This window comes from Rahnella sp. RFA10(1/100), assembly GCF_004195115.1.
Lineage (GTDB): Bacteria > Pseudomonadota > Gammaproteobacteria > Enterobacterales > Enterobacteriaceae > Rahnella > Rahnella perminowiae.
Genome location: NZ_SEWR01000003.1, coordinates 85,013 through 103,635, shown reverse-complemented (window position 1 = coordinate 103,635; position 18,623 = coordinate 85,013). Strand labels below are relative to the sequence as shown.

The 18,623-nt window shown below is 52.6% G+C and carries 15 protein-coding genes; 8 read left to right on the top strand and 7 right to left on the bottom strand.

The window, feature by feature from the left end:
* Position 1 precedes the first annotated feature (1 nt).
* Positions 2–3,250, bottom strand: coding sequence for an exonuclease subunit SbcC (gene sbcC / locus ETV65_RS10855; RefSeq protein WP_129952869.1), 3,249 nt, complete (start codon positions 3,248–3,250; stop codon positions 2–4).
* Positions 3,247–4,485 (bottom strand): exonuclease subunit SbcD, encoded by a 1,239-nt coding sequence (gene sbcD / locus ETV65_RS10850; protein WP_129952868.1) that lies wholly within the window; start codon positions 4,483–4,485, stop codon positions 3,247–3,249. Before sbcD ends, sbcC begins: the two co-directional genes overlap by 4 nt.
* Before the next feature lie 227 nt (positions 4,486–4,712).
* Between sbcD and phoB the strand changes: the two genes are divergently transcribed.
* A complete protein-coding gene (phoB, locus tag ETV65_RS10845) occupies positions 4,713–5,402 on the top strand; it encodes a phosphate response regulator transcription factor PhoB (protein ID WP_013576682.1) in 690 nt (229 codons plus the stop codon).
* 22 nt (positions 5,403–5,424) lie between these two features.
* Positions 5,425–6,744 carry a phosphate regulon sensor histidine kinase PhoR gene (gene phoR, locus ETV65_RS10840; RefSeq protein ID WP_129952867.1) on the top strand — a complete coding sequence of 440 codons (1,320 nt, stop codon included), beginning with the start codon at positions 5,425–5,427 and terminating at the stop codon, positions 6,742–6,744.
* 33 nt (positions 6,745–6,777) lie between these two features.
* On the opposite strand, the gene ETV65_RS10835 is transcribed toward phoR, so the two are convergent.
* Both ETV65_RS10835 and ETV65_RS10830 read right to left on the bottom strand, forming a co-directional pair.
* Positions 6,778–7,110 (bottom strand): helix-turn-helix domain-containing protein, encoded by a 333-nt coding sequence (locus ETV65_RS10835; protein ID WP_129952866.1) that lies wholly within the window; start codon positions 7,108–7,110, stop codon positions 6,778–6,780.
* A complete protein-coding gene (locus ETV65_RS10830) occupies positions 7,103–7,384 on the bottom strand; it encodes a type II toxin-antitoxin system RelE/ParE family toxin (RefSeq protein ID WP_129952865.1) in 282 nt (93 codons plus the stop codon). The genes ETV65_RS10835 and ETV65_RS10830 overlap by 8 nt, the downstream gene beginning before the upstream one ends.
* Before the next feature lie 273 nt (positions 7,385–7,657).
* Between ETV65_RS10830 and ETV65_RS10825 the strand changes: the two genes are divergently transcribed.
* The 3 genes from ETV65_RS10825 to proY all read left to right on the top strand — a co-directional run bounded on the left by ETV65_RS10825 (position 7,658) and on the right by proY (position 12,111).
* Complete coding sequence (locus ETV65_RS10825; RefSeq protein WP_129952864.1) at positions 7,658–8,761, top strand: cobalamin-independent methionine synthase II family protein; 1,104 nt, start codon at positions 7,658–7,660, stop codon at positions 8,759–8,761.
* Positions 8,762–9,203: 442 nt separating this feature from the next.
* Positions 9,204–10,523 (top strand): branched-chain amino acid transport system II carrier protein, encoded by a 1,320-nt coding sequence (gene brnQ, locus ETV65_RS10820; protein WP_129952863.1) that lies wholly within the window; start codon positions 9,204–9,206, stop codon positions 10,521–10,523.
* 157 nt (positions 10,524–10,680) lie between these two features.
* The gene (proY, locus tag ETV65_RS10815) at positions 10,681–12,111 is read left to right on the top strand and encodes a proline-specific permease ProY (protein WP_129952862.1); all 1,431 of its coding nucleotides are present in this window, start codon (positions 10,681–10,683) and stop codon (positions 12,109–12,111) included.
* Between the two features lie 143 nt (positions 12,112–12,254).
* Here the strand turns inward: proY and ggt are convergent, their stop codons facing one another.
* From ggt to ETV65_RS10800, 3 genes are all read right to left on the bottom strand, one after another.
* Positions 12,255–14,006 carry a gamma-glutamyltransferase gene (ggt, locus tag ETV65_RS10810; RefSeq protein ID WP_129952861.1) on the bottom strand — a complete coding sequence of 584 codons (1,752 nt, stop codon included), beginning with the start codon at positions 14,004–14,006 and terminating at the stop codon, positions 12,255–12,257.
* 256 nt (positions 14,007–14,262) lie between these two features.
* A complete protein-coding gene (locus tag ETV65_RS10805; protein ID WP_013576674.1) occupies positions 14,263–14,865 on the bottom strand; it encodes a peroxiredoxin C in 603 nt (200 codons plus the stop codon).
* A gap of 224 nt (positions 14,866–15,089) precedes the next feature.
* On the bottom strand, positions 15,090–15,671 hold the full coding sequence (locus tag ETV65_RS10800) for an ACP phosphodiesterase (RefSeq protein ID WP_129952860.1): 582 nt from the start codon (positions 15,669–15,671) through the stop codon (positions 15,090–15,092).
* Positions 15,672–15,804: 133 nt separating this feature from the next.
* Here ETV65_RS10800 and queA point away from each other — a divergent pair, with 133 nt between their 5' ends.
* From queA to yajC, 3 genes are all read left to right on the top strand, one after another.
* Positions 15,805–16,878 (top strand): tRNA preQ1(34) S-adenosylmethionine ribosyltransferase-isomerase QueA, encoded by a 1,074-nt coding sequence (gene queA, locus ETV65_RS10795; protein ID WP_129952859.1) that lies wholly within the window; start codon positions 15,805–15,807, stop codon positions 16,876–16,878.
* Between the two features lie 98 nt (positions 16,879–16,976).
* On the top strand, positions 16,977–18,101 hold the full coding sequence (gene tgt, locus ETV65_RS10790; RefSeq protein WP_129952858.1) for a tRNA guanosine(34) transglycosylase Tgt: 1,125 nt from the start codon (positions 16,977–16,979) through the stop codon (positions 18,099–18,101).
* 162 nt (positions 18,102–18,263) lie between these two features.
* The gene (yajC, locus tag ETV65_RS10785) at positions 18,264–18,596 is read left to right on the top strand and encodes a preprotein translocase subunit YajC (protein ID WP_013576670.1); all 333 of its coding nucleotides are present in this window, start codon (positions 18,264–18,266) and stop codon (positions 18,594–18,596) included.
* Positions 18,597–18,623 lie beyond the last annotated feature (27 nt).

Genomic DNA, 18,623 nt, shown 5'->3' with positions numbered 1-18,623 from the left:
GTCAGACTTTAAATTCACTGCTTAAACGGCTGATACCCAGACCATTCACTTTGGTGACTTTGATTTGTACCGGAATGCGATCTTTCATTGCTTCGACATGGCTGATCACGCCGATGGTTTTACCCGAGGCGTTAAGGCTGTCGAGGGCATCCAGTGCCGTATCCAGCGTGTCGGCGTCAAGCGTGCCGAAACCTTCATCAAGGAACAGAGAGTCGATGCGGGTTTTGTCGCTGACCAGATCGGAGAGCGCCAGCGCCAGCGCCAGGCTGACTAGGAAGCTTTCGCCGCCGGATAATGTGCGGGTGTCACGTAGCGCATCGGCCTGCCAGGTATCGACCACCTGCAACTCCAGCGCATCGCTGGTTTTGCGCTGTAACAGATAGCGCCCGTGCAGTTTTTCCAGCTGGCGGTTCGCCAGATAAACCAGATGATCGAGGGTCAGTCCCTGCGCGAATTTACGGAATTTCGCCCCGTCACTGGACCCAATCATCTGATTGAGATAACCCCAGTCATCACAGGTCAGCTGTGCCTGCGCTATCTGAGCAATCAGCGCCTGTTGTCCGCTGTGGCGCTGCTTGTCGCTTTCCAGTTGGTTCTTCACTTCGCCCAGACGTTGTTGTAACGCTTTCAGTTGTTGAGCCAGTTCCGTCTGCTGCACGGTCAGGGCATTAAGATCACCGTCAGATTCACTCAGATGAGCAGGGCGGACAAGACGATGCTTTTCCAGCATATCTCTGGCGTCAGTCAGTAATGCCTGTGCCTGTGCCAGTTGTTGTTGCAGATGTTCTTTGCGTTGCTGCAGCTGTTGGCGCAGCACGTCGTCAAGCAGCGCTTCTTTCACCGCGGCTTCATCGGCAAACCCGCTGGTGCTCAGCGCCTGTTGCCACACCTGTTCCGTTTGCGTCAGTTGTGCGCTGGTCTGTAATTGTTGCTTTTGCGCACTGGCCAGCTGACCGGCAAGCTGGTCGCGTTGTTCCTGCGCCTTATGCAGCGCGGTCTGGGCATCACTGAACGCTTTTTCTGCCGCCTGCTGTTGCTGATGTAAGTGTTCGCGAACCTGAGCCACCTGGCGCTCGCCGAACAGTTCGAGGCGCCGGGCATGAAGCTCAGAAAGCGCTTTTTCACCTTCGGCCTGTTGTTTTTGCAACCGGACAAGGTCTTGCTGAGATTTCGCCTCTATTTCTACCAGCCGCGTAATGCGTTCGGTCAGCAATGCACTTTGCTGTTGTACTTTCTGTTGGAGATTCAGGGCGTCAGTCAGGGCATCTTTCGCCTGTTGAAGTGCCCGTGCCAGCTGTTCGTGCTGGCCGGTCAGCGCCTGAGACTGCTGCTCTTCTTCGTCGCGGGCGGTCAGCCATTGCGAGATGTCAGTGCTGTCATGCAGGGTAAACGTCAGATTCAGCGGCATGCTGAGCTGTTGCCAGTTTGCCGTCTGCGCATTCAGTTGCTGCTGATCCTGCTCCATCTGGATCTGCAGACGTCTTTGCTGTTCTTTCAGGCTTTTGATCTTCGCCGCCAGTTCGATACCGCTGGCTTTTACCGCATCGAATTCAAGCTGCATTTTCTCGACGCGCTGTGCGGTTTCAGAAGGTTTGATCTCCTGATAGTGTTCAACCGCCGGATGCGAGGTCGAGCCGCACAACGGGCAGGCTTTACCGCTTTGCAAATTCGCGCGTTCAGCTTCGAGGCTGACGATCAGCATTTCCTGTTTATGCAGCGTTTTTACGTCGTTGAGATGTTCAAGTTGTGTCTGACATTGCAGGCGGATCTTATCCAGGCGCTGCTCTTCCTCAGCCAGTTGTACCTGATACTGCGCAAAATCTTGGTTTTGTTGCTGCACGCGCTGGTTAAGCTGCGGGAAAAGTTGCGCGAGCGAAAAAAGCTGTTGTCGCACCGGCCGGAGTTGCATCAGTTCTGTTTGCCGTTTCTGTAAGGCTGCCAGCGGATGCTGTTTTTCCAGAGCTGCCTGACGCTGCTGTGCGGCGTTAAGGGCTTCGGTCAGTGCGGTCTGCCGGGTTTGATGCTGGCGGTTTTCTTCATCCAGTTTTTGTCGTTCTGCCGTTATTTGCCGCAGTGTTGTGTTCTGGTCAGCGGCCTGTTTCTGCGATTCACTGACCGCCCGCTGTGTTTCTGCCAGTGATTTGTGCCACTGAGCGATTTCACCGTCCAGCGGCAGGATTTTTTCTTCGATCAGCGTTTGCATCCGGCGCTGTTCTTCGGCCTGCTTCTGACGTGCAGTTTGCGCCTGTTCTGCTGCCTGGTTCAGCGGCGCCATCTGCGCGATCTGCTGTTCCTGTTGCTGTATCAGTTGCGTCAGATGCTGCTGAAGGCGTTGTGACTCTTCCTGACAACGCTGACGGTCATTGAGTAACGGACGCAGTTTTTCCGCCGGTTCACTGCGTGCCAGCTGTTGTAACTGCGGCGCGGCGGCCAGATTTTCCTGCTCAGCGGCAGCCAGCTGCAGCTGAGATTGCTGAAGTTTTTGCTGCACCTGTTGCCATTGTTGCAGCCAGTTCAGATCCCGCAGGCGTTGCTGCGCCTGTTGGCTGAGGCTGTTTTCCTGTGCGTTCAGTTCAGCATGCTGTGCCTCCAGCGTCTGGCGTTGTTCTTCGCTGAGCAGTTCGATGCCGGACATGCGCTGATGCAGACCGTCGAGTACGATGCGCGCTTCTTTATGTTGCTCAAAGACGCGCTGAGACAGCCGTCCGTAAATTTCGGTGCCGGTCAGTTCTTCCAGCAATTCGGCGCGGTCGTTGGCATCAGCATTCAGAAACGCGGCGAACTGCCCCTGAGACAGCATCATGGATTTGGTGAAACGGCCGAAATCCAGCCCGGTCAGTGTGGCGATGGCGTCGAGTTTGTCGCGCACTTTATCGGCCAGAATTTTGCCGCCGGCCAGTAACGCCAGCTCGACTTTCGGTGCCTGCAAGTTGCCATCCGGCGAATTTTTAGCACGACGCTGGCTCCAGAATGCGCGGTAAGCTACGCCTTTAACTTCAAACTCCACCTCAGCCAGCGATTCGGCGGTGTGGCGGGTCATCAGTTCGTTCTGGCTTGGTGTGATGTTCAGACGTGGCGTCTGATGATAAAGCGCCAGACAAATGGCATCAAGCAGGGTGGTTTTCCCTGCACCGGTCGGGCCGGTGATCGCGAATAATCCGTTGCTGGCGAACGGCTCGGCAGTGAAATCAATTTTCCATTCGCCTTCCAGCGAGTTCAGGTTTTTTAAACGCAGGCTGAGAATTTTCATTGTGCGCTGTCCTCTGCATTCTGACCGTGCGTGACCTGCTCAACAACCTGAGCAAAAAGAGTGCGCATCCGCGCCTGACGGGGGGCATCAGGGTCCGGCTCCAGCGCCAGCCGCCGTTCAAAGACGTCGCTGACGCTCAGTTCACTGAGGGTCTCTTTTTCCTGCTGCTCAATGCTGCTGATGCGCTGTTCTTTGCTGCGGCGCAACAGGACAACTTCCACCGGCAAATCCGCAGTCAGCGCCTGAATACGCCGCTGAATATCGCTGAGATAATCCTGCGTGGCGACTTCGATATCAAGCCAGACGGGTTTTTGTGCATCGCCGCCTTCGAACTGCGCCAGTTGCTTTTCAATTTCCGCCAGCGAGCCTTTGAGTATCTGCATGGGCTGGAAAACAGGAATTTCCAGCGTGTCGATGGCACTGAGCGTTGCCCCGTCGAAATCGAGCAGATACACACTTTTGGCTTTGCTCAGTTCGTCAAAGCTCAGGGCAATTGGCGAACCGCTGTAACGGATGTGGTGAGTTTTTGCGACGCACTGTGCGCGGTGAATATGGCCAAGCGCCACATAATCAACCGGCGGGAACGCCTGCGCGGGGAAGGCGTCAAGTGTGCCTATATAGATGTCACGCACGGAATCAGAAGTACTGACGCCAACGGTGGTCAGATGGCCGGTTGCAATAACGGGCAGCGGTATGCCAAGTTCATCACGCCTGGCCTGCGCGGCCTGCCAGAGCGCGTCATAATGTGCGGCGATGGCTTCCTGCAATGCCAGTTGTTTGTCGCTGCCGGACTGACCGGCCTGACTGGCCAGCAGATCACGCGGGCGTAAAAACGGGATGGCACACAGTACCGCGCCCGGTTTTCCGTCACGCTGACTGAGCACCAAAATCTGTTCAGACAGATTTTCGCCGACAGTGGCAATCACCCGCGTATTCAGGCAGGAAAGTAGCTCGCGTGATTCATTAAGTGTTGCGACGGAATCGTGGTTGCCAGCCAGTACCACCAGCTGACAGCCGGTTTGTTGTAATTCCACCACGAAGCGGTTATACAATTCGCGGGCATAACTGGGCGGTGATCCGGTATCGAAAATATCACCCGCGACAATCACGGCGTCGACCTGATGTTGCTGCACCTGACCGGTCAGCCAGCGCAGAAATGCCTGATGTTCGGCTGCACGGCTTTTGGTGAAAAAGTACTGGCCAAGATGCCAGTCTGACGTGTGGATCAGGCGCATGAGACTCCTGTATGAACCCTGGATGACGACAATGGGGCAAAGTATAAACGTCGGCGGGGGGAGATGTCCCCGATAAATCAGTCCAATTTCAGCAAGATGGCCGCTAATTATCTGTCATATTTGACTGTAATGAACCATTCTTTTCGTTCATAAATCTGTCACAAAACTGACGCATAATGGCGCCCGCAATCAAATAAAAGATCGCTAACCTATTGGCAGGACCTACGATGGCTAGACGTATATTGGTGGTTGAAGACGAAGCTCCAATCCGTGAAATGGTGTGTTTTGTACTGGAACAAAATGGCTATCAGGCCGTAGAAGCTGAGGATTTTGATTCGGCGATTGGGCAGCTTGTTGAACCTTACCCTGAACTTATCCTGCTCGACTGGATGTTACCTGGCGGTTCCGGTATTCAGTTTATTAAGCATCTTAAACGTGAGGCGCTGACCCGCGAAATTCCGGTGATGATGTTGACCGCACGCGGTGAAGAAGAAGATCGGGTGCGTGGCCTCGAAGTCGGTGCCGATGATTACATCACCAAACCGTTTTCCCCGAAAGAGCTGGTTGCCCGCATTAAAGCGGTGATGCGTCGCATCTCGCCAATGGCGGTGGAAGAAGTGATCGACATGCAGGGTTTAAGCCTGGATCCCTCGTCTCACCGGGTGATGGCCAACGAACAGGCGCTTGATATGGGGCCGACAGAATTTAAGTTATTACACTTCTTTATGACGCATTCTGAACGTGTTTATAGCCGGGAACAGTTGCTCAATAACGTCTGGGGCACTAACGTTTATGTGGAAGATCGCACCGTAGACGTGCATATTCGTCGTTTGCGTAAGGCGTTGGAAACCAGCGGACATGACAGAATGATCCAGACTGTTCGTGGTACCGGATACCGTTTTTCAACGCGTTATTGAGTCCTCACAGCGGAGAATCTGTGTGCTAGAACGTTTGTCATGGAAACGATTGGCCGGCGAATTTTTTCTCTTTTGTCTGCCAGCGTTAATTCTCGGTATTTTCGTCGGTCATTTCGGCTGGCTCCTGTTTGTGTCGCTGGTTGCGGCACTGGGCTGGAATTATTACAACCAGCTCAAACTCTCTCACTGGCTGTGGCTTGACCGCAGTATTACGCCGCCGAACGGCCGCTGGAGCTGGGAGCCGCTGTTCTACGGGCTTAACCAGATGCAGATGCGCAACCGGCGTCGGCGTCGCGAATTAGGTCAGTTGATCAAACGTTTTCGCAGCGGTGCTGAATCGCTGCCCGATGCCGTGGTGCTGACCACGGAAGAAGGCAATATTTTCTGGTGTAACGGGCTGGCGCAGGATCTGCTCGGTTTCCGCTGGCCGGAAGATAACGGGCAACATATCTTCAACCTGCTGCGTTATCCGGAATTCCGGCTGTGGATCCAGACCCGCGATTTCAGCCGGGCGCTGAATCTGCAACTCAATAATGAGCATTACGTCGAGTTTCGCGTTATGCCTTATTCAGAAGGGCAACTGCTGATGGTGGCACGCGATGTCACACAGATGCGTCAGCTTGAAGGTGCACGGCGTAACTTCTTTGCTAACGTCAGTCATGAGCTGAGAACCCCGCTGACCGTATTGCAGGGATATCTGGAAATGATGGAAGACGCCAAACTGGAAGAACCTTTCCGCACCAAAGCACTGGATACCATGCAGGAACAGACGCGGCGAATGGACGGGCTGGTGAAGCAGTTGCTGACGCTGTCGAAAATCGAAGCTTCAGCGAATATTGATTTGCATGAGAAAGTCGATATTCCGGTGATGCTCGGTATGCTCGAACGTGAGGTGCAAACGTTAAGCAACGGCCGGCATGAGGTGGTGTTTCGCATTAATGACAAACTGAACGTCTTTGGTAATGAAGATCAGTTGCGCAGTGCGGTATCGAATCTGGTGTATAACGCCGTCAACCACACGCCTGCCGGGACGCGGATTGAAGTCAGCTGGCAGCAAACGCCGCATGGTGCGCAATTCCAGATCAGTGATAACGGACCGGGCATTGCGCCGCAGCACCTCCCGCGCCTGACCGAACGTTTTTACCGGGTCGATAAGGCCCGCTCGCGGCAGACCGGCGGCAGCGGACTCGGGCTGGCGATCGTCAAACATGCGCTCAGCCATCACCACACCAAACTTGAAGTCATGAGTGAAGTGGGGGTCGGTACGCGCTTTATGTTTACGCTGGCACCGAAGTTGATTGTTCCTCCGGAACAGGCCAGCCAAAGCGATGTAAAGGGATAAAAATCAAGCCACAGCAATAAGCTGTGGCTTCTTTTAGCAAATGATCTGTAACCCTTTTTCTTCGATTAATAGCAGTAAAAGCAGGGCGGCACCCGTTGGTTTCGTTTCGTTGCGTTCCCATTTTTGAATACTGTTAGCCGACATATTGATGAGTCTGGCCAGCACACCCTGACTGATTTTTTCTTTCTCACGCAACGCACGAATATGTTCAGCTGAACTTTCGGCAAAGGCTCTCAGCCGCTCTTCCTGAACGGCCTCATCAACAATTTTGTTAATATCGCGCATCGTGGTTTGTGAAACCACGCCAGATGAGTCATGGAAGCGTTGAGCCATCCGCTGCATTTTTAGCAAACGTTCATCAGCCATTAGACATCGCCTCTTTAATTAATCCAGTCCGAAGTTCTGTTTCGAGTTGCAGCTCTGTGAAGTTGAGCAAATCTTTAGCAATGGCCCGGCCAAACCTTGATTTCGATCTCCCTGTCGGCGCAATTCTCTTCTTGTAAACGTTGCCGGACAAATCCGCATCAAAAAGTCCGTTTGCCAGTTTATGTGCCGACGTGACGATAACCTGTTCCGACAATTTGCTGGCGGTCATGAAGTCGTGAAAATCCTCTGTAACGAAAATACGTAAACAGTTCATGCTATCGTCCCTGGTAAAAACAACTGCAGTATTTATTACCACAGATCGTCATGAGGCAAATATTGTTCAGCATCATGAAACATCGCAAAGCGATCATGAATTTTATTCAAGCCTCATGAGGATTCCTCTGTTGCTCCGGAGCAATCTGCATGACAATATCGGTTTAAAGACGTTTAGACATCCAGATGTCTAAATATAACGCCGCGTAATTATTCACTATGTAAATCATTCGCATTCCGCCGCCAGAAGCGGGATGGCTAAAAGGAGTCATGCATGCAACGTACAACCCCTCCGTTCCGCGCTGATGTCGTCGGCAGTTTCCTGCGCCCTGCGGCAATTAAACAAGCCCGTAAGCAATTTCAGTCCGGGGAGATTGATGCCGCGCAACTGCGGGCAGTAGAAGACGCTGAAATCCGCCGCGTGGTGGATTTACAGCGCGAAGCCGGTCTGCAAGTGGTCACTGACGGTGAGTTCCGCCGGGCGTGGTGGCACTTTGATTTCTTCGAAGGTCTTGAAGGTGTGGAAGGTTACGACGCAGTGCAGGGGATCCAGTTCAACGGCGTCCAGACCAAAGCACGCAGTATTAAAGTGGTCAGCAAACTCGGTTTCGGCTCGCATCCGATGCTGGAAGATTTCCGTTTCCTGAAAAGCATCAGCGGAACGGCGGTGCCGAAAATGACCATTCCAAGCCCGAGCGTGATGCATTTCCGCGGCGGACGTAACGCCATTAGCAAAGAAGTTTATCCGGATCTGAAAGAGTATTTTGACGATCTTGCGCAGGTTTATCGTGATGCGATTAAAGCGTTTTACGATGCCGGTTGCCGTTATCTGCAACTTGACGACACGGTGTGGGCGTACCTGTGCTCTGAGGATCAAAAGAAGCAAATCCGCGAGCGGGGCGATTCTCCGGAGGCGTTAGCGCGTACTTACGCTGATGTGCTGAATAAAGCGATTGCCGGTAAACCGGATGATCTGGTGATTGGTCTGCATGTCTGTCGCGGCAACTTCCGTTCCACCTGGATTTCAGAAGGTGGCTATGAGCCGGTGGCGGAGATCCTGTTTGGTGGCGTGAACATCGATGCTTTCTTCCTGGAATATGACAACGAGCGTTCCGGTGGTTTCGAGCCGCTGCGTTTCATCAAAAAAGGCCATCAGCAGGCGGTCCTGGGGCTGATTACCACCAAATCCGGTGAACTGGAACTGGCAAAAACAGTAGAATCACGACTGGCAGAAGCCGCTGAATATCTGGATATTAACCAGATTTGCCTCAGCCCGCAGTGTGGTTTTGCGTCTACGGAAGAGGGTAACAGCCTGACCGAAGCGCAGCAGTGGGAAAAACTGAAGCTGGTGGTCGATATCGCTGCCCGCGTCTGGTAACCCCTGACGCGGTCGAAATTCAGCTTCAGGAATATGCTGAGTATTGTGCGTGAAATAACCTGCAGATGGTGATTTCACGCATTTTTTGTCTTATCTGGGCGTATCTTGTGCTTCGTTAGTTTAAAAATCATACATATCATATGGTGTGTTTTTGACGGTATTTAGTGAATATCCCTGCTTTGATATATTAATCTGGTCAAACACTCTGCTTTTTCGATCACGTCTTGCCTTTATACGCTATAAAAGTTTACCTTAGCCTTCGCTGTCGCTCGATACTCCCTGCATAACAACGTAATCATCTGCATATCATCAGGCGTTTTGCTCACTTCGATCCTTATATTGATGCTCTCTGACTTTTTCAGGACATTCATCCTTTTGACGACGTGGCGCGACGGCAGCATCGGACACTTTATTCATTTGAACAGGCAACACGACACCCATCATGAGTACTCGTTTAACAAATAAAGATATTCTGGCGCTGGGTTTCATGACCTTCGCCTTATTCGTCGGGGCCGGAAATATCATTTTCCCGCCAATGGTTGGCCTGCAGGCAGGCCATGACGTCTGGTGGGCTGCTGCCGGGTTTATGATTACCGCCGTCGGGCTACCCGTGATGACGGTCATTGCACTTGCGCGCGTTGGTGGCGGTGTGGATGCCCTGAGTACGCCAATTGGTCGTGGTGCCGGTATTCTTCTGGCGACCGTGTGTTATCTGGCCGTTGGTCCGCTGTTTGCTACGCCACGCACGGCAACCGTATCTTTTGAAGTGGGGATCGCACCGATGACCGGTGACGGCCCGCTGCCTTTACTGATTTACAGCGTGATCTATTTCGCTCTGGTCATTGGCATCTCTCTGTATCCGGGCCGTTTGCTCGATACCGTCGGACATTTCCTCGCGCCACTGAAAATGGTCGCGCTGGCGGCACTGGGTATCGCTGCTGTACTTTGGCCAGCGGGTTCTCCGATGCCAGCGGTGGATGCTTACCAGACGGTGCCGTTCTCCAGCGGTTTCGTTAACGGTTATCTGACCATGGATACACTGGGGGCGCTGGTGTTTGGTATCGTTATCGTCAATGCCGCGCGTTCCCGTGGTGTTACGGATGCCAAACTGCTGACCCGTTATACGGTTCTGGCGGGTCTGATTGCCGGTCTGGGTCTGATGCTGGTTTATCTCAGCCTGTTCAAACTCGGCGAAAACAGTGCTTCACTGGTGCCTGACGCGACTAACGGCGCGATTATTCTGCATGCGTATGTGGCGCACACCTTTGGTGGCATTGGCAGTTTCTTCCTCGGTGCGCTGATTTTTATTGCCTGCATGGTGACGGCGGTTGGCCTGACGTGTGCCTGTGCGGAGTTCTTTGCCCAGTATTTACCGCTGTCTTATAAGACACTGGTCTTCATTCTGGGTCTGTTCTCCATGCTGGTGTCCAACCTGGGGCTGAGCCATCTGATTCAGATTTCAGTGCCGGTACTGACGGCGATTTATCCGCCATGTATCGCGCTGGTTGTGCTGAGTTTCACCCTGAGCTGGTGGAACAGCACCACGCGTATCGTGGCTCCGGTCATGGTGGTAAGTCTGGTGTTCGGCATTGTTGATGGGATCAAAGCCTCTGCTTTTGCTGACCTGATGCCCGCCTGGACCGCTAACCTGCCACTGGCTGCGCAAGGTCTTGCCTGGTTACCGCCTTCATTATTAATGCTGGTACTGGTGGGAATATATGACAAAATCAGCGGCCCGCGCAGCGTAACCGCGCATCAGTGATCATCGGGTGAATGTTCGAAGAGCTGAAAGCATGAATGTCTGACGAATGTTTCGCCAATCAGGCCACGGAGAACCCTTCCGTGGCTTTTTCATTGGCGGGCTAAAAGTCATTTTTTTAGAATACGATTTTTGATATCAAAAAAAACAACACGGGTTAATGCACATGCAGCAAGAAGCTGAACAACCAATCGCGCAACAAGAAGCGCCGGGCACGAAGTTAAAACGTGGCCTGACAACGCGCCATATCCGCTTTATGGCACTGGGCTCAGCCATCGGAACCGGTTTGTTTTATGGCTCGGCAGACGCCATTAAAATGGCCGGGCCGAGTGTATTGCTGGCGTATCTGGTCGGCGGAATTATCGCGTTTATCATCATGCGTGCCCTCGGCGAAATGTCGGTTAACAACCCGCAGAGTGGTTCATTTTCGCGTTATGCGCAGGATTACCTCGGGCCGATGGCAGGTTACATCACCGGCTGGACATACTGTTTCGAAATCCTGATCGTCGCTATCGCTGATGTCACGGCGTTCGGTATTTATATGGGCGTCTGGTTCCCGGATGTGCCGCAATGGACCTGGGTTCTCAGCGTGGTGCTGATTATCGGCGCGATTAATCTGGTCAGTGTAAAAGTGTTTGGCGAGCTGGAGTTCTGGTTCTCGTTCTTCAAGGTTCTGACCATCATTATCATGATCGTGGCAGGCTTTGGCATTATCTTCTGGGGCATCGGTAATGGCGGGCAGGCGACCGGCATCCACAATCTGTGGAGTCACGGCGGCTTCTTCAGTCAGGGGATCATGGGGACAATTTTGTCATTGCAACTGGTAATGTTTGCTTATGGCGGCATTGAAATCATCGGGATCACGGCCGGTGAAGCAGAAAATCCAAAACAATCTATCCCTAAAGCCATCAACTCCGTGCCGCTGCGTATTCTGGTATTTTACGTGGGTACACTGTTTGTGATCATGTCTATTTTCCCCTGGAATCAGGTGGGGACACAGGGCAGCCCGTTCGTGCTGACTTTCCAGCACATGGGTATTACCGCGGCGGCGGCAATCCTGAACTTCGTGGTGATCACCGCCTCGCTGTCGGCGATTAACAGTGATGTATTCGGCGTGGGCCGTATGCTGCATGGTATGGCAGAGCAGGGGCAGGCACCGAAAATGTTCAGCAAGGTATCGCGTCTGGGCACGCCGTGGGTCACCGTGCTGGTGATGATGGCGGCACTGCTGGTAGCGGTTTATCTGAACTACGTCATGCCGTCGGCTGTGTTTCTGGTGATTGCGTCTCTGGCGACTTTCGCGACGGTCTGGGTGTGGATTATGATCCTGTTCTCCCAGATTGGTTTTCGTCGCAAACTGAGCAAACAACAGGTGAAAGAACTTGAATTCCCGCTGCGAGGGGGTGTTTACACCTCCGTGTTCGGGATCATTTTCCTGGTGTTCATCATTGGCCTGATTGGTTACTTCCCGGATACCCGTATTTCGCTGTATGTCGGGATGGTGTGGGTAGTGGCATTACTGGTGGGTTATGCCTTCAAACGCCGTAACGATCGCAAGAAAGAAGCGCTGGCGCTGAGCAACAAAGCGTAAGCAAGCACTTACCTTCCGGTAAATTTTAAAGCCCTTGATATCAGATGATTTTAAGGGCTTTTTACTGTTTATAAATTGTTATTAACCAAATCATTCGGGCTGTATCAAGGCAGTCAACGCAGAGACAGCCCGAAGGATGAAGGTTAATAGCCGATGGCGGCACCTGCAGGTCGCCGCACATCATTTGCACCGTAGAGATAACCTTCGCGAACCTTGCCTGACACCGCCGAGTCATTACCTGAGTTCGCCGATGTCACGCCAGCAGCCCCCGGTAACCCCACCATAATCAGCTCTGTCGCGCCCCATGGCGTCTGCTCCACCATCTTGTAACCCATCTTCTGCAGGATGTTCAGGCTGTCCTGAGAAACGCCACGCTGCTCATAATAGACCTCATCCGGCAGCCACTGATGATGAATACGGGGGGCATCCACCGCTTCCTGTGGTGCCATGCCGTAGTCGATAACATTCAGCGCCGACTGCAAAGTAATGGTGATAATACGTGATCCGCCCGGCGACCCCAGAACCATGAAGATTTTACCGTCTTTGGTCACCAGACTCGGGCTCATAGACGATAGTGGGCGCTTACCGGGGGCGATGGCATTTTTGGTTCCCTGTACCAGTCCGTACAAATTCTTCTCGCCGACTTTGGTCGTGAAGTCATCCATCTCATCATTCAGGAAAAAGCCCGTACCCGGTGCAATCACCACTGAACCAAAGCGGCCATTGACCGTATAGGTGGTTGAAACGGCATTCCCCATTTTATCGACAATAGAGTAATGAGTCGTTTCCGGCTTCTCGTGGGGTTCCATGCCAGGCTGAACCGCCGTCGAAGGCGTGGCTTTATCCGCTTCTATTTTCTTACGGATTTCTTCGGCATAGCTTTTGCTGACCAGACGGTCGACGGGATTTTTCACAAACTCCGGATCGCCGAGATAGGTATTTCTGTCCATATACGCATGGCGCATGGCCTCGGTAAGGGTGTGTATAGAGGCTGCAGAGTTGAACCCCATACTTTTCAGATCATAGCCTTCAACAATGTTGAGGATTTCACACATCGTGACGCCGCCGGAACTCGGCGGCGGAGCCGATACGAATTTATATCCGCGGTAACTGCAGGTGATAGGGGCGTCTTCAGTGACCTTATAGTTCGCGAAATCGGCCGCTGTCAGGATGCCGCCACCTTTTTTCGCAGCGGCCTCAACCGCCGCCGGGATTTTGCCTTTATAGAATGCATCCGGACCGTGCCGGGAGATGGACTCCAGCGTGTTGGCTAAATCGGTTTGCACCAGTTTGTCGCCGGGTTGCAGCGGGCTGCCGTCTTTGCGCAGGAAAATACGAGCCGCTTCAGGATCTTCTTTGAAGCGTTTCACGGTGGTGTCGAGAATATCGGTATCGGCGCGGGTCAGCACAAAGCCCTGGCGGGCCAGTTTAATTGCCGGTGCCATAACTTGCTGGCGCGTCAGTTTGCCATATTCTTTCTGCACCGTATCCATGCCCAATACTGTGCCGGGTACGCCTGCAGCGAGATACCCGTACAGGCTGGCACCTTTCTTCACGTTGCCGTCAGCATCCAGATACATATTGGCGCTGGCAGCAGCAGGCGCAGTTTCACGGAAGTTGATAAAGGTATCTTTACCGTTGGCAAGATGCACCGTCATGAAGCCTCCGCCGCCAATATTGCCACAGCATGGGTTAACGACAGCCTGCGCGTAGCCGACAGCCACGGCAGCATCGATAGCGTTGCCACCCATTTTCAGAATATCGACGCCGACCTGAGAGGCCAGATATTGCGAGGTGACGACCATCCCGTTTTTGGCTTCCACCGCAGGATTAGATGCGGCGCAGAGCGGGAAGCTGGTCAGCAAGGCCAGCGCGATGAGTGATTTCCGTAACATATAGGCTCCTGTTTATTACCCTGTCTTTTGAGTCATAACCTTCAGGTTATTGTGTGATAACGCTTTTTTGTTATTTTAGTCCGACCATTATTATGCAAACGTCGCGCCATGATGACGCAGCCTGACCGTTTTCAGCGTAGACCTAAATAACAGAGAGTGAGGAAGCGGGGAGGGAAAAATGTGATCGTGCAGGATAAGAGGCAAAAAAAAACGGCCAGCGAGGCTGACCGTTATGCATCATAAAACCGTGAAGGAATTACAGATTTGATGCGTTTTCAGACAAATATTTGGCCACGCCATCCGGGGATGCGCCCATGCCTTTTTTGCCTTTTTCCCACTGAGCCGGGCACACTTCGCCGTGCTCTTCGTGGAATTGCAGCGCGTCAACCATACGCAGCATTTCGTCGATGTTACGACCCAGTGGCAGATCATTCACTACCTGGTGACGGACAACACCTTCTTTGTCGATCAGGAAAGAGCCACGCAGTGCAACGCCGGCGTCCGGATGTTCAATACCGTAGGCTTTCTGGATTTCGCGTTTGATGTCAGCAACCATCGCGTACTTAACAGGACCGATGCCGCCTTTCTCAACTGGGGTGTTACGCCATGCGTTGTGAACGAACTCGGAGTCGAAGGACACGCCTACCACTTCTACGCCACGATTCTGGAATTCTTCATAACGGTGATCGAAAGCGATCAGTTCTGAAGGACAGACGAAAGTGAAGTCCATTGGCCAGAAGAAGATAACAGTTGGTTTGCCTGCAGTGTGTTTTTTGAAGTTGAAGTTTTCAACTACTTCGCCGCTGCCCAGTACGGCTGCTGCGGTGAAGTCAGGGGCTGGGCGAGTTACCAGAACCATAATATTACTCCTTATGAAACCCAAGAGGGCGTCGTAGGTGAAAGGAAAGGATGAACAAAACGACTGCCAGTATAGGGGCAAGCTGCGGGTGAATAAACCCCATCGCACCAATCAATCAGATAGTATCCGGCTATCAGTCTTTGACGTAAGTCCCAGAGTTCTTTAACAACAACCTCTTGTGTTGCAGGGAATTGCGGGACGGTTCACAGAACTGGTGAGATTGATCAGAGTTGTCGGTCTTTCGCCTGTTGCATCATGACCGGATAAAACTGCCAAAAAAGCTGCTCAAGGGCATCGTAATTCAATTCGATATCGTGGAAAGAGCCGGTCAGCGCACTAAGTTTCGGCCTCCGGTTGGCCATACCGCGTAATACGTCCCCAATAAAAGGCAGTGCGGCATAACGTTCCATCCAGCGTTCAGGCCATAAATACGCATTCAGATTCCGGAAACGTTCAGGCATTTCAGGCAGCAGCGGTTCAATTTCCTGCTGACAGGCGTCGAGAAAATCTTCGAGCGATTGCTGTGGATGAAGTGTCGCCCAGTGGCGGGAGAGAAAGTGATCCCAGACGACATCCAGCGTGATGGGCGCGACGCGGCGAAAATCTTCACGAAAATAGCGGCGGGCAATTTTCACTTCCGGCAGCGAATCGGTCATGGTATCTACGCGGCGATGCATGCGGATCCCGCTGACGATCTCGTCAGAAAATTGTCCGTCAGGATTGCCGCGGACGAAATCAGCCAGCAGGTTGCCGGTCAGGGAACTTTCGGCCAGAGAGGCTAAGTGGAGATGCGCTAAAAAATTCATCGGGCGAGTATAACGCAGGAAAGTTGATCTCTGACAGGGCTGTGATGCCTTTATTAGCGCAGAAGCTTGCAGGGGATGCCCCGTCCCTCTAGACTAAGCCGCCTGTTTTTGTCGTTAAGTGAAGTGAAAAGCCATGCGTGTTGCCGATTTTTCTTTTGAACTCCCTGAATCCCTGATTGCCCGCTATCCGCAGACCCAGCGCAGCGGCTGTCGTTTGTTGTCTCTGGACGGGCCGAGCGGTGAGTTAACGCACGGCGTGTTCACCGATATTCTGGATAAAATTCATCCCGGTGATTTGCTGGTTTTTAACAATACCCGCGTGATCCCGGCCCGCGTATTCGGCCGTAAGGTCAGCGGCGGTAAAATTGAAGTACTGGTTGAGCGTGTGCTCGATTCACACCGCGTTCTGGCACACGTACGTGCGTCTAAATCGCCAAAGCCGGGCGCTGAACTGCTGCTTGGCGACAACGAAGATATTAAAGCGACTATGGTGGCGCGCCACGATACCTTGTTTGAGCTGGAATTTAATGAAGATCGTGATGTCTTTACTCTGCTCAACGAAATCGGCCATATGCCGCTGCCGCCATATATCGATCGCCCCGATGAAGATGCTGATCGGGAATTGTATCAGACAGTCTACAGCGAACGTCCCGGCGCAGTGGCAGCCCCTACCGCCGGTTTACACTTCGACCAGCCGCTGATGGATGCGCTGAAAGAAAAAGGTGTGGAATTTGCTTTTGTGACGCTGCACGTGGGCGCAGGAACTTTCCAGCCGGTTCGCGTGGACACCATCGAAGACCACATCATGCATGCTGAGTATGCCGAAGTGCCTCAGGGAGTTGTGGATGCGGTGCTGGCCTGTAAAGCGCGGGGTAATAAAGTCGTGGCGGTGGGCACAACCTCGGTACGTTCGCTGGAAAGCGCGGCGAAGGCCAGCGAAGATGCGCTGATTGCGCCCTTCTTCGGTGATACCAAGATTTTCATCTACCCGGGTTATCACTATCAGGTTATTGACTCCCTGATCACCAATTTCCACCTGCCTGAATCGACACTGATCATGCTGGTGTCGGCGTTTGCCGGCTATAAAAATACCCTGAATGCCTATCATCAGGCCGTCGCAGAGCAATACCGTTTCTTCAGTTATGGTGATGCGATGTTTATCAACCGTAACCCGCTGGCGCCACAGGAAGTGGTGGGGCAGCAGTAAACCGCGCCGGACGCACTCGGTGCATCCGGGCTTTCTTTTCCGGGCGTGATGCCACGGACTTAACCTCATCAGACTGTTTCTCTGATGCTGGAGGCAATGTGAAGTACGAATTAAGCACTACCGATGGCCGCGCACGCCGCGGACGTCTGGTCTTTGAACGTGGCGTAGTCGAAACCCCGGCATTTATGCCTGTGGGCACTTACGGCACAGTAAAAGGTATGACCCCGGAAGAAGTGAAAGAAACCGGCGCACAAATTCTGTTGGGTAACACTTTCCACCTGTGGCTGCGTCCGGGGCAGGAAATCATGAAGCTGCACGGCGACTTACATGATTTCATGAACTGGCATGGCCCGATCCTCACCGATTCCGGCGGCTTCCAGGTATTTAGCCTGGGTGCGATGCGCAAAATCAAAGAAGAGGGCGTGCATTTCCGCAACCCGATCAACGGGGATCCGGTGTTCCTGAGTCCGGAAAAATCCATGGAGATCCAAAACGATCTGGGCTCCGACATCGTCATGATCTTCGACGAATGTACGCCATATCCTGCCGACTGGGATTATGCAAAACGCTCGATGGAAATGTCTTTACGCTGGGCAAAACGCAGCCGCGATCGCTTCAACGAGTTGAATAATAAGAATGCTTTGTTTGGGATTATTCAGGGGAGCGTTTACGAAGATTTACGAGATGTATCATTAAAAGGGCTGGTAGATATCGGCTTTGATGGTTACGCTGTGGGCGGACTGGCAGTCGGCGAGCCGAAGGAAGACATGCACCGTATTCTGGAGCACGTTTGTCCGCAAATTCCGGCAGACAAACCTCGCTATCTTATGGGTGTCGGTAAACCGGAAGATCTGGTTGAAGGCGTGCGTCGTGGTATCGATATGTTTGACTGCGTGATGCCAACGCGTAATGCACGAAACGGCCATCTTTTTGTGACCGACGGTATCGTTAAAATCCGTAATGCGAAGCATAAAGATGACACGTCAACGCTTGACGAACACTGTGATTGCTACACATGTCGCAATTATAGCCGCGCTTACTTGCATCATCTCGACCGTTGCAACGAAATTCTGGGTGCGCGCCTGAATACGATCCATAACCTGCGCTATTACCAGCGTCTGATGGCCGGTTTACGCCAGGCTATTGAAGAGGGTAAATTGGAAGCGTTTGTGACAGACTTCTACGAGCGTAAAGGCAAACCGGTTCCGCCTTTAAACTTCTGATTTCTTTCTCGCGTCGGCATCTTCGAAAGGAGGTGCCGATTTTATAATTTCTTGGACCGGCATTATGGGGTATTGTGCGAGACGTTTTATCGCCAGTCTCCGGGTCGGATTCTCGGTTTGTTTTACATCAATTTGCTTCACAACAACAATGAGGGAATTTAAATGAGCCTTTTCATTTCTGATGCAGTCGCAGCGACCGGCGCACCGTCACAGGGAAGTCCTTACTCTCTGGTTATTATGCTGGTGGTTTTTGGTCTGATTTTCTATTTCATGATCCTGCGCCCGCAGCAGAAACGTTCTAAAGAACACAAAAAACTGATGGATTCTATCGGTAAAGGTGACGAAGTCATGACCACAGGTGGCCTGATCGGTCGCGTAACCAAAGTAGCCGAAACCGGTTATGTGGTTATCGCACTGAACGACACCAACGAAGTGATGATCAAACGTGACTTCGTGGCAGCAGTTCTGCCAAAAGGCACGATGAAGTCTATCTAATTTTCGATTTTCCCGAAGGGAACTGCC

Bases quoted from the DNA above. Each gene is read 5' to 3' on its own strand.
- sbcC (WP_129952869.1), bottom strand. From the start codon at position 3,250: ATGAAAATTCTCAGCCTGCGTTTAAAAAACCTGAACTCGCTGGAAGGC.
- sbcD (WP_129952868.1), bottom strand. From the start codon at position 4,485: ATGCGCCTGATCCACACGTCAGACTGGCATCTTGGCCAGTACTTTTTC.
- phoB (WP_013576682.1), top strand. From the start codon at position 4,713: ATGGCTAGACGTATATTGGTGGTTGAAGACGAAGCTCCAATCCGTGAA.
- ETV65_RS10835 (WP_129952866.1), bottom strand. From the start codon at position 7,110: ATGGCTGATGAACGTTTGCTAAAAATGCAGCGGATGGCTCAACGCTTC.
- ETV65_RS10830 (WP_129952865.1), bottom strand. From the start codon at position 7,384: ATGAACTGTTTACGTATTTTCGTTACAGAGGATTTTCACGACTTCATG.
- ETV65_RS10825 (WP_129952864.1), top strand. From the start codon at position 7,658: ATGCAACGTACAACCCCTCCGTTCCGCGCTGATGTCGTCGGCAGTTTC.
- brnQ (WP_129952863.1), top strand. From the start codon at position 9,204: ATGAGTACTCGTTTAACAAATAAAGATATTCTGGCGCTGGGTTTCATG.
- proY (WP_129952862.1), top strand. From the start codon at position 10,681: ATGCACATGCAGCAAGAAGCTGAACAACCAATCGCGCAACAAGAAGCG.
- ggt (WP_129952861.1), bottom strand. From the start codon at position 14,006: ATGTTACGGAAATCACTCATCGCGCTGGCCTTGCTGACCAGCTTCCCG.
- ETV65_RS10805 (WP_013576674.1), bottom strand. From the start codon at position 14,865: ATGGTTCTGGTAACTCGCCCAGCCCCTGACTTCACCGCAGCAGCCGTA.
- ETV65_RS10800 (WP_129952860.1), bottom strand. From the start codon at position 15,671: ATGAATTTTTTAGCGCATCTCCACTTAGCCTCTCTGGCCGAAAGTTCC.
- queA (WP_129952859.1), top strand. From the start codon at position 15,805: ATGCGTGTTGCCGATTTTTCTTTTGAACTCCCTGAATCCCTGATTGCC.
- yajC (WP_013576670.1), top strand. From the start codon at position 18,264: ATGAGCCTTTTCATTTCTGATGCAGTCGCAGCGACCGGCGCACCGTCA.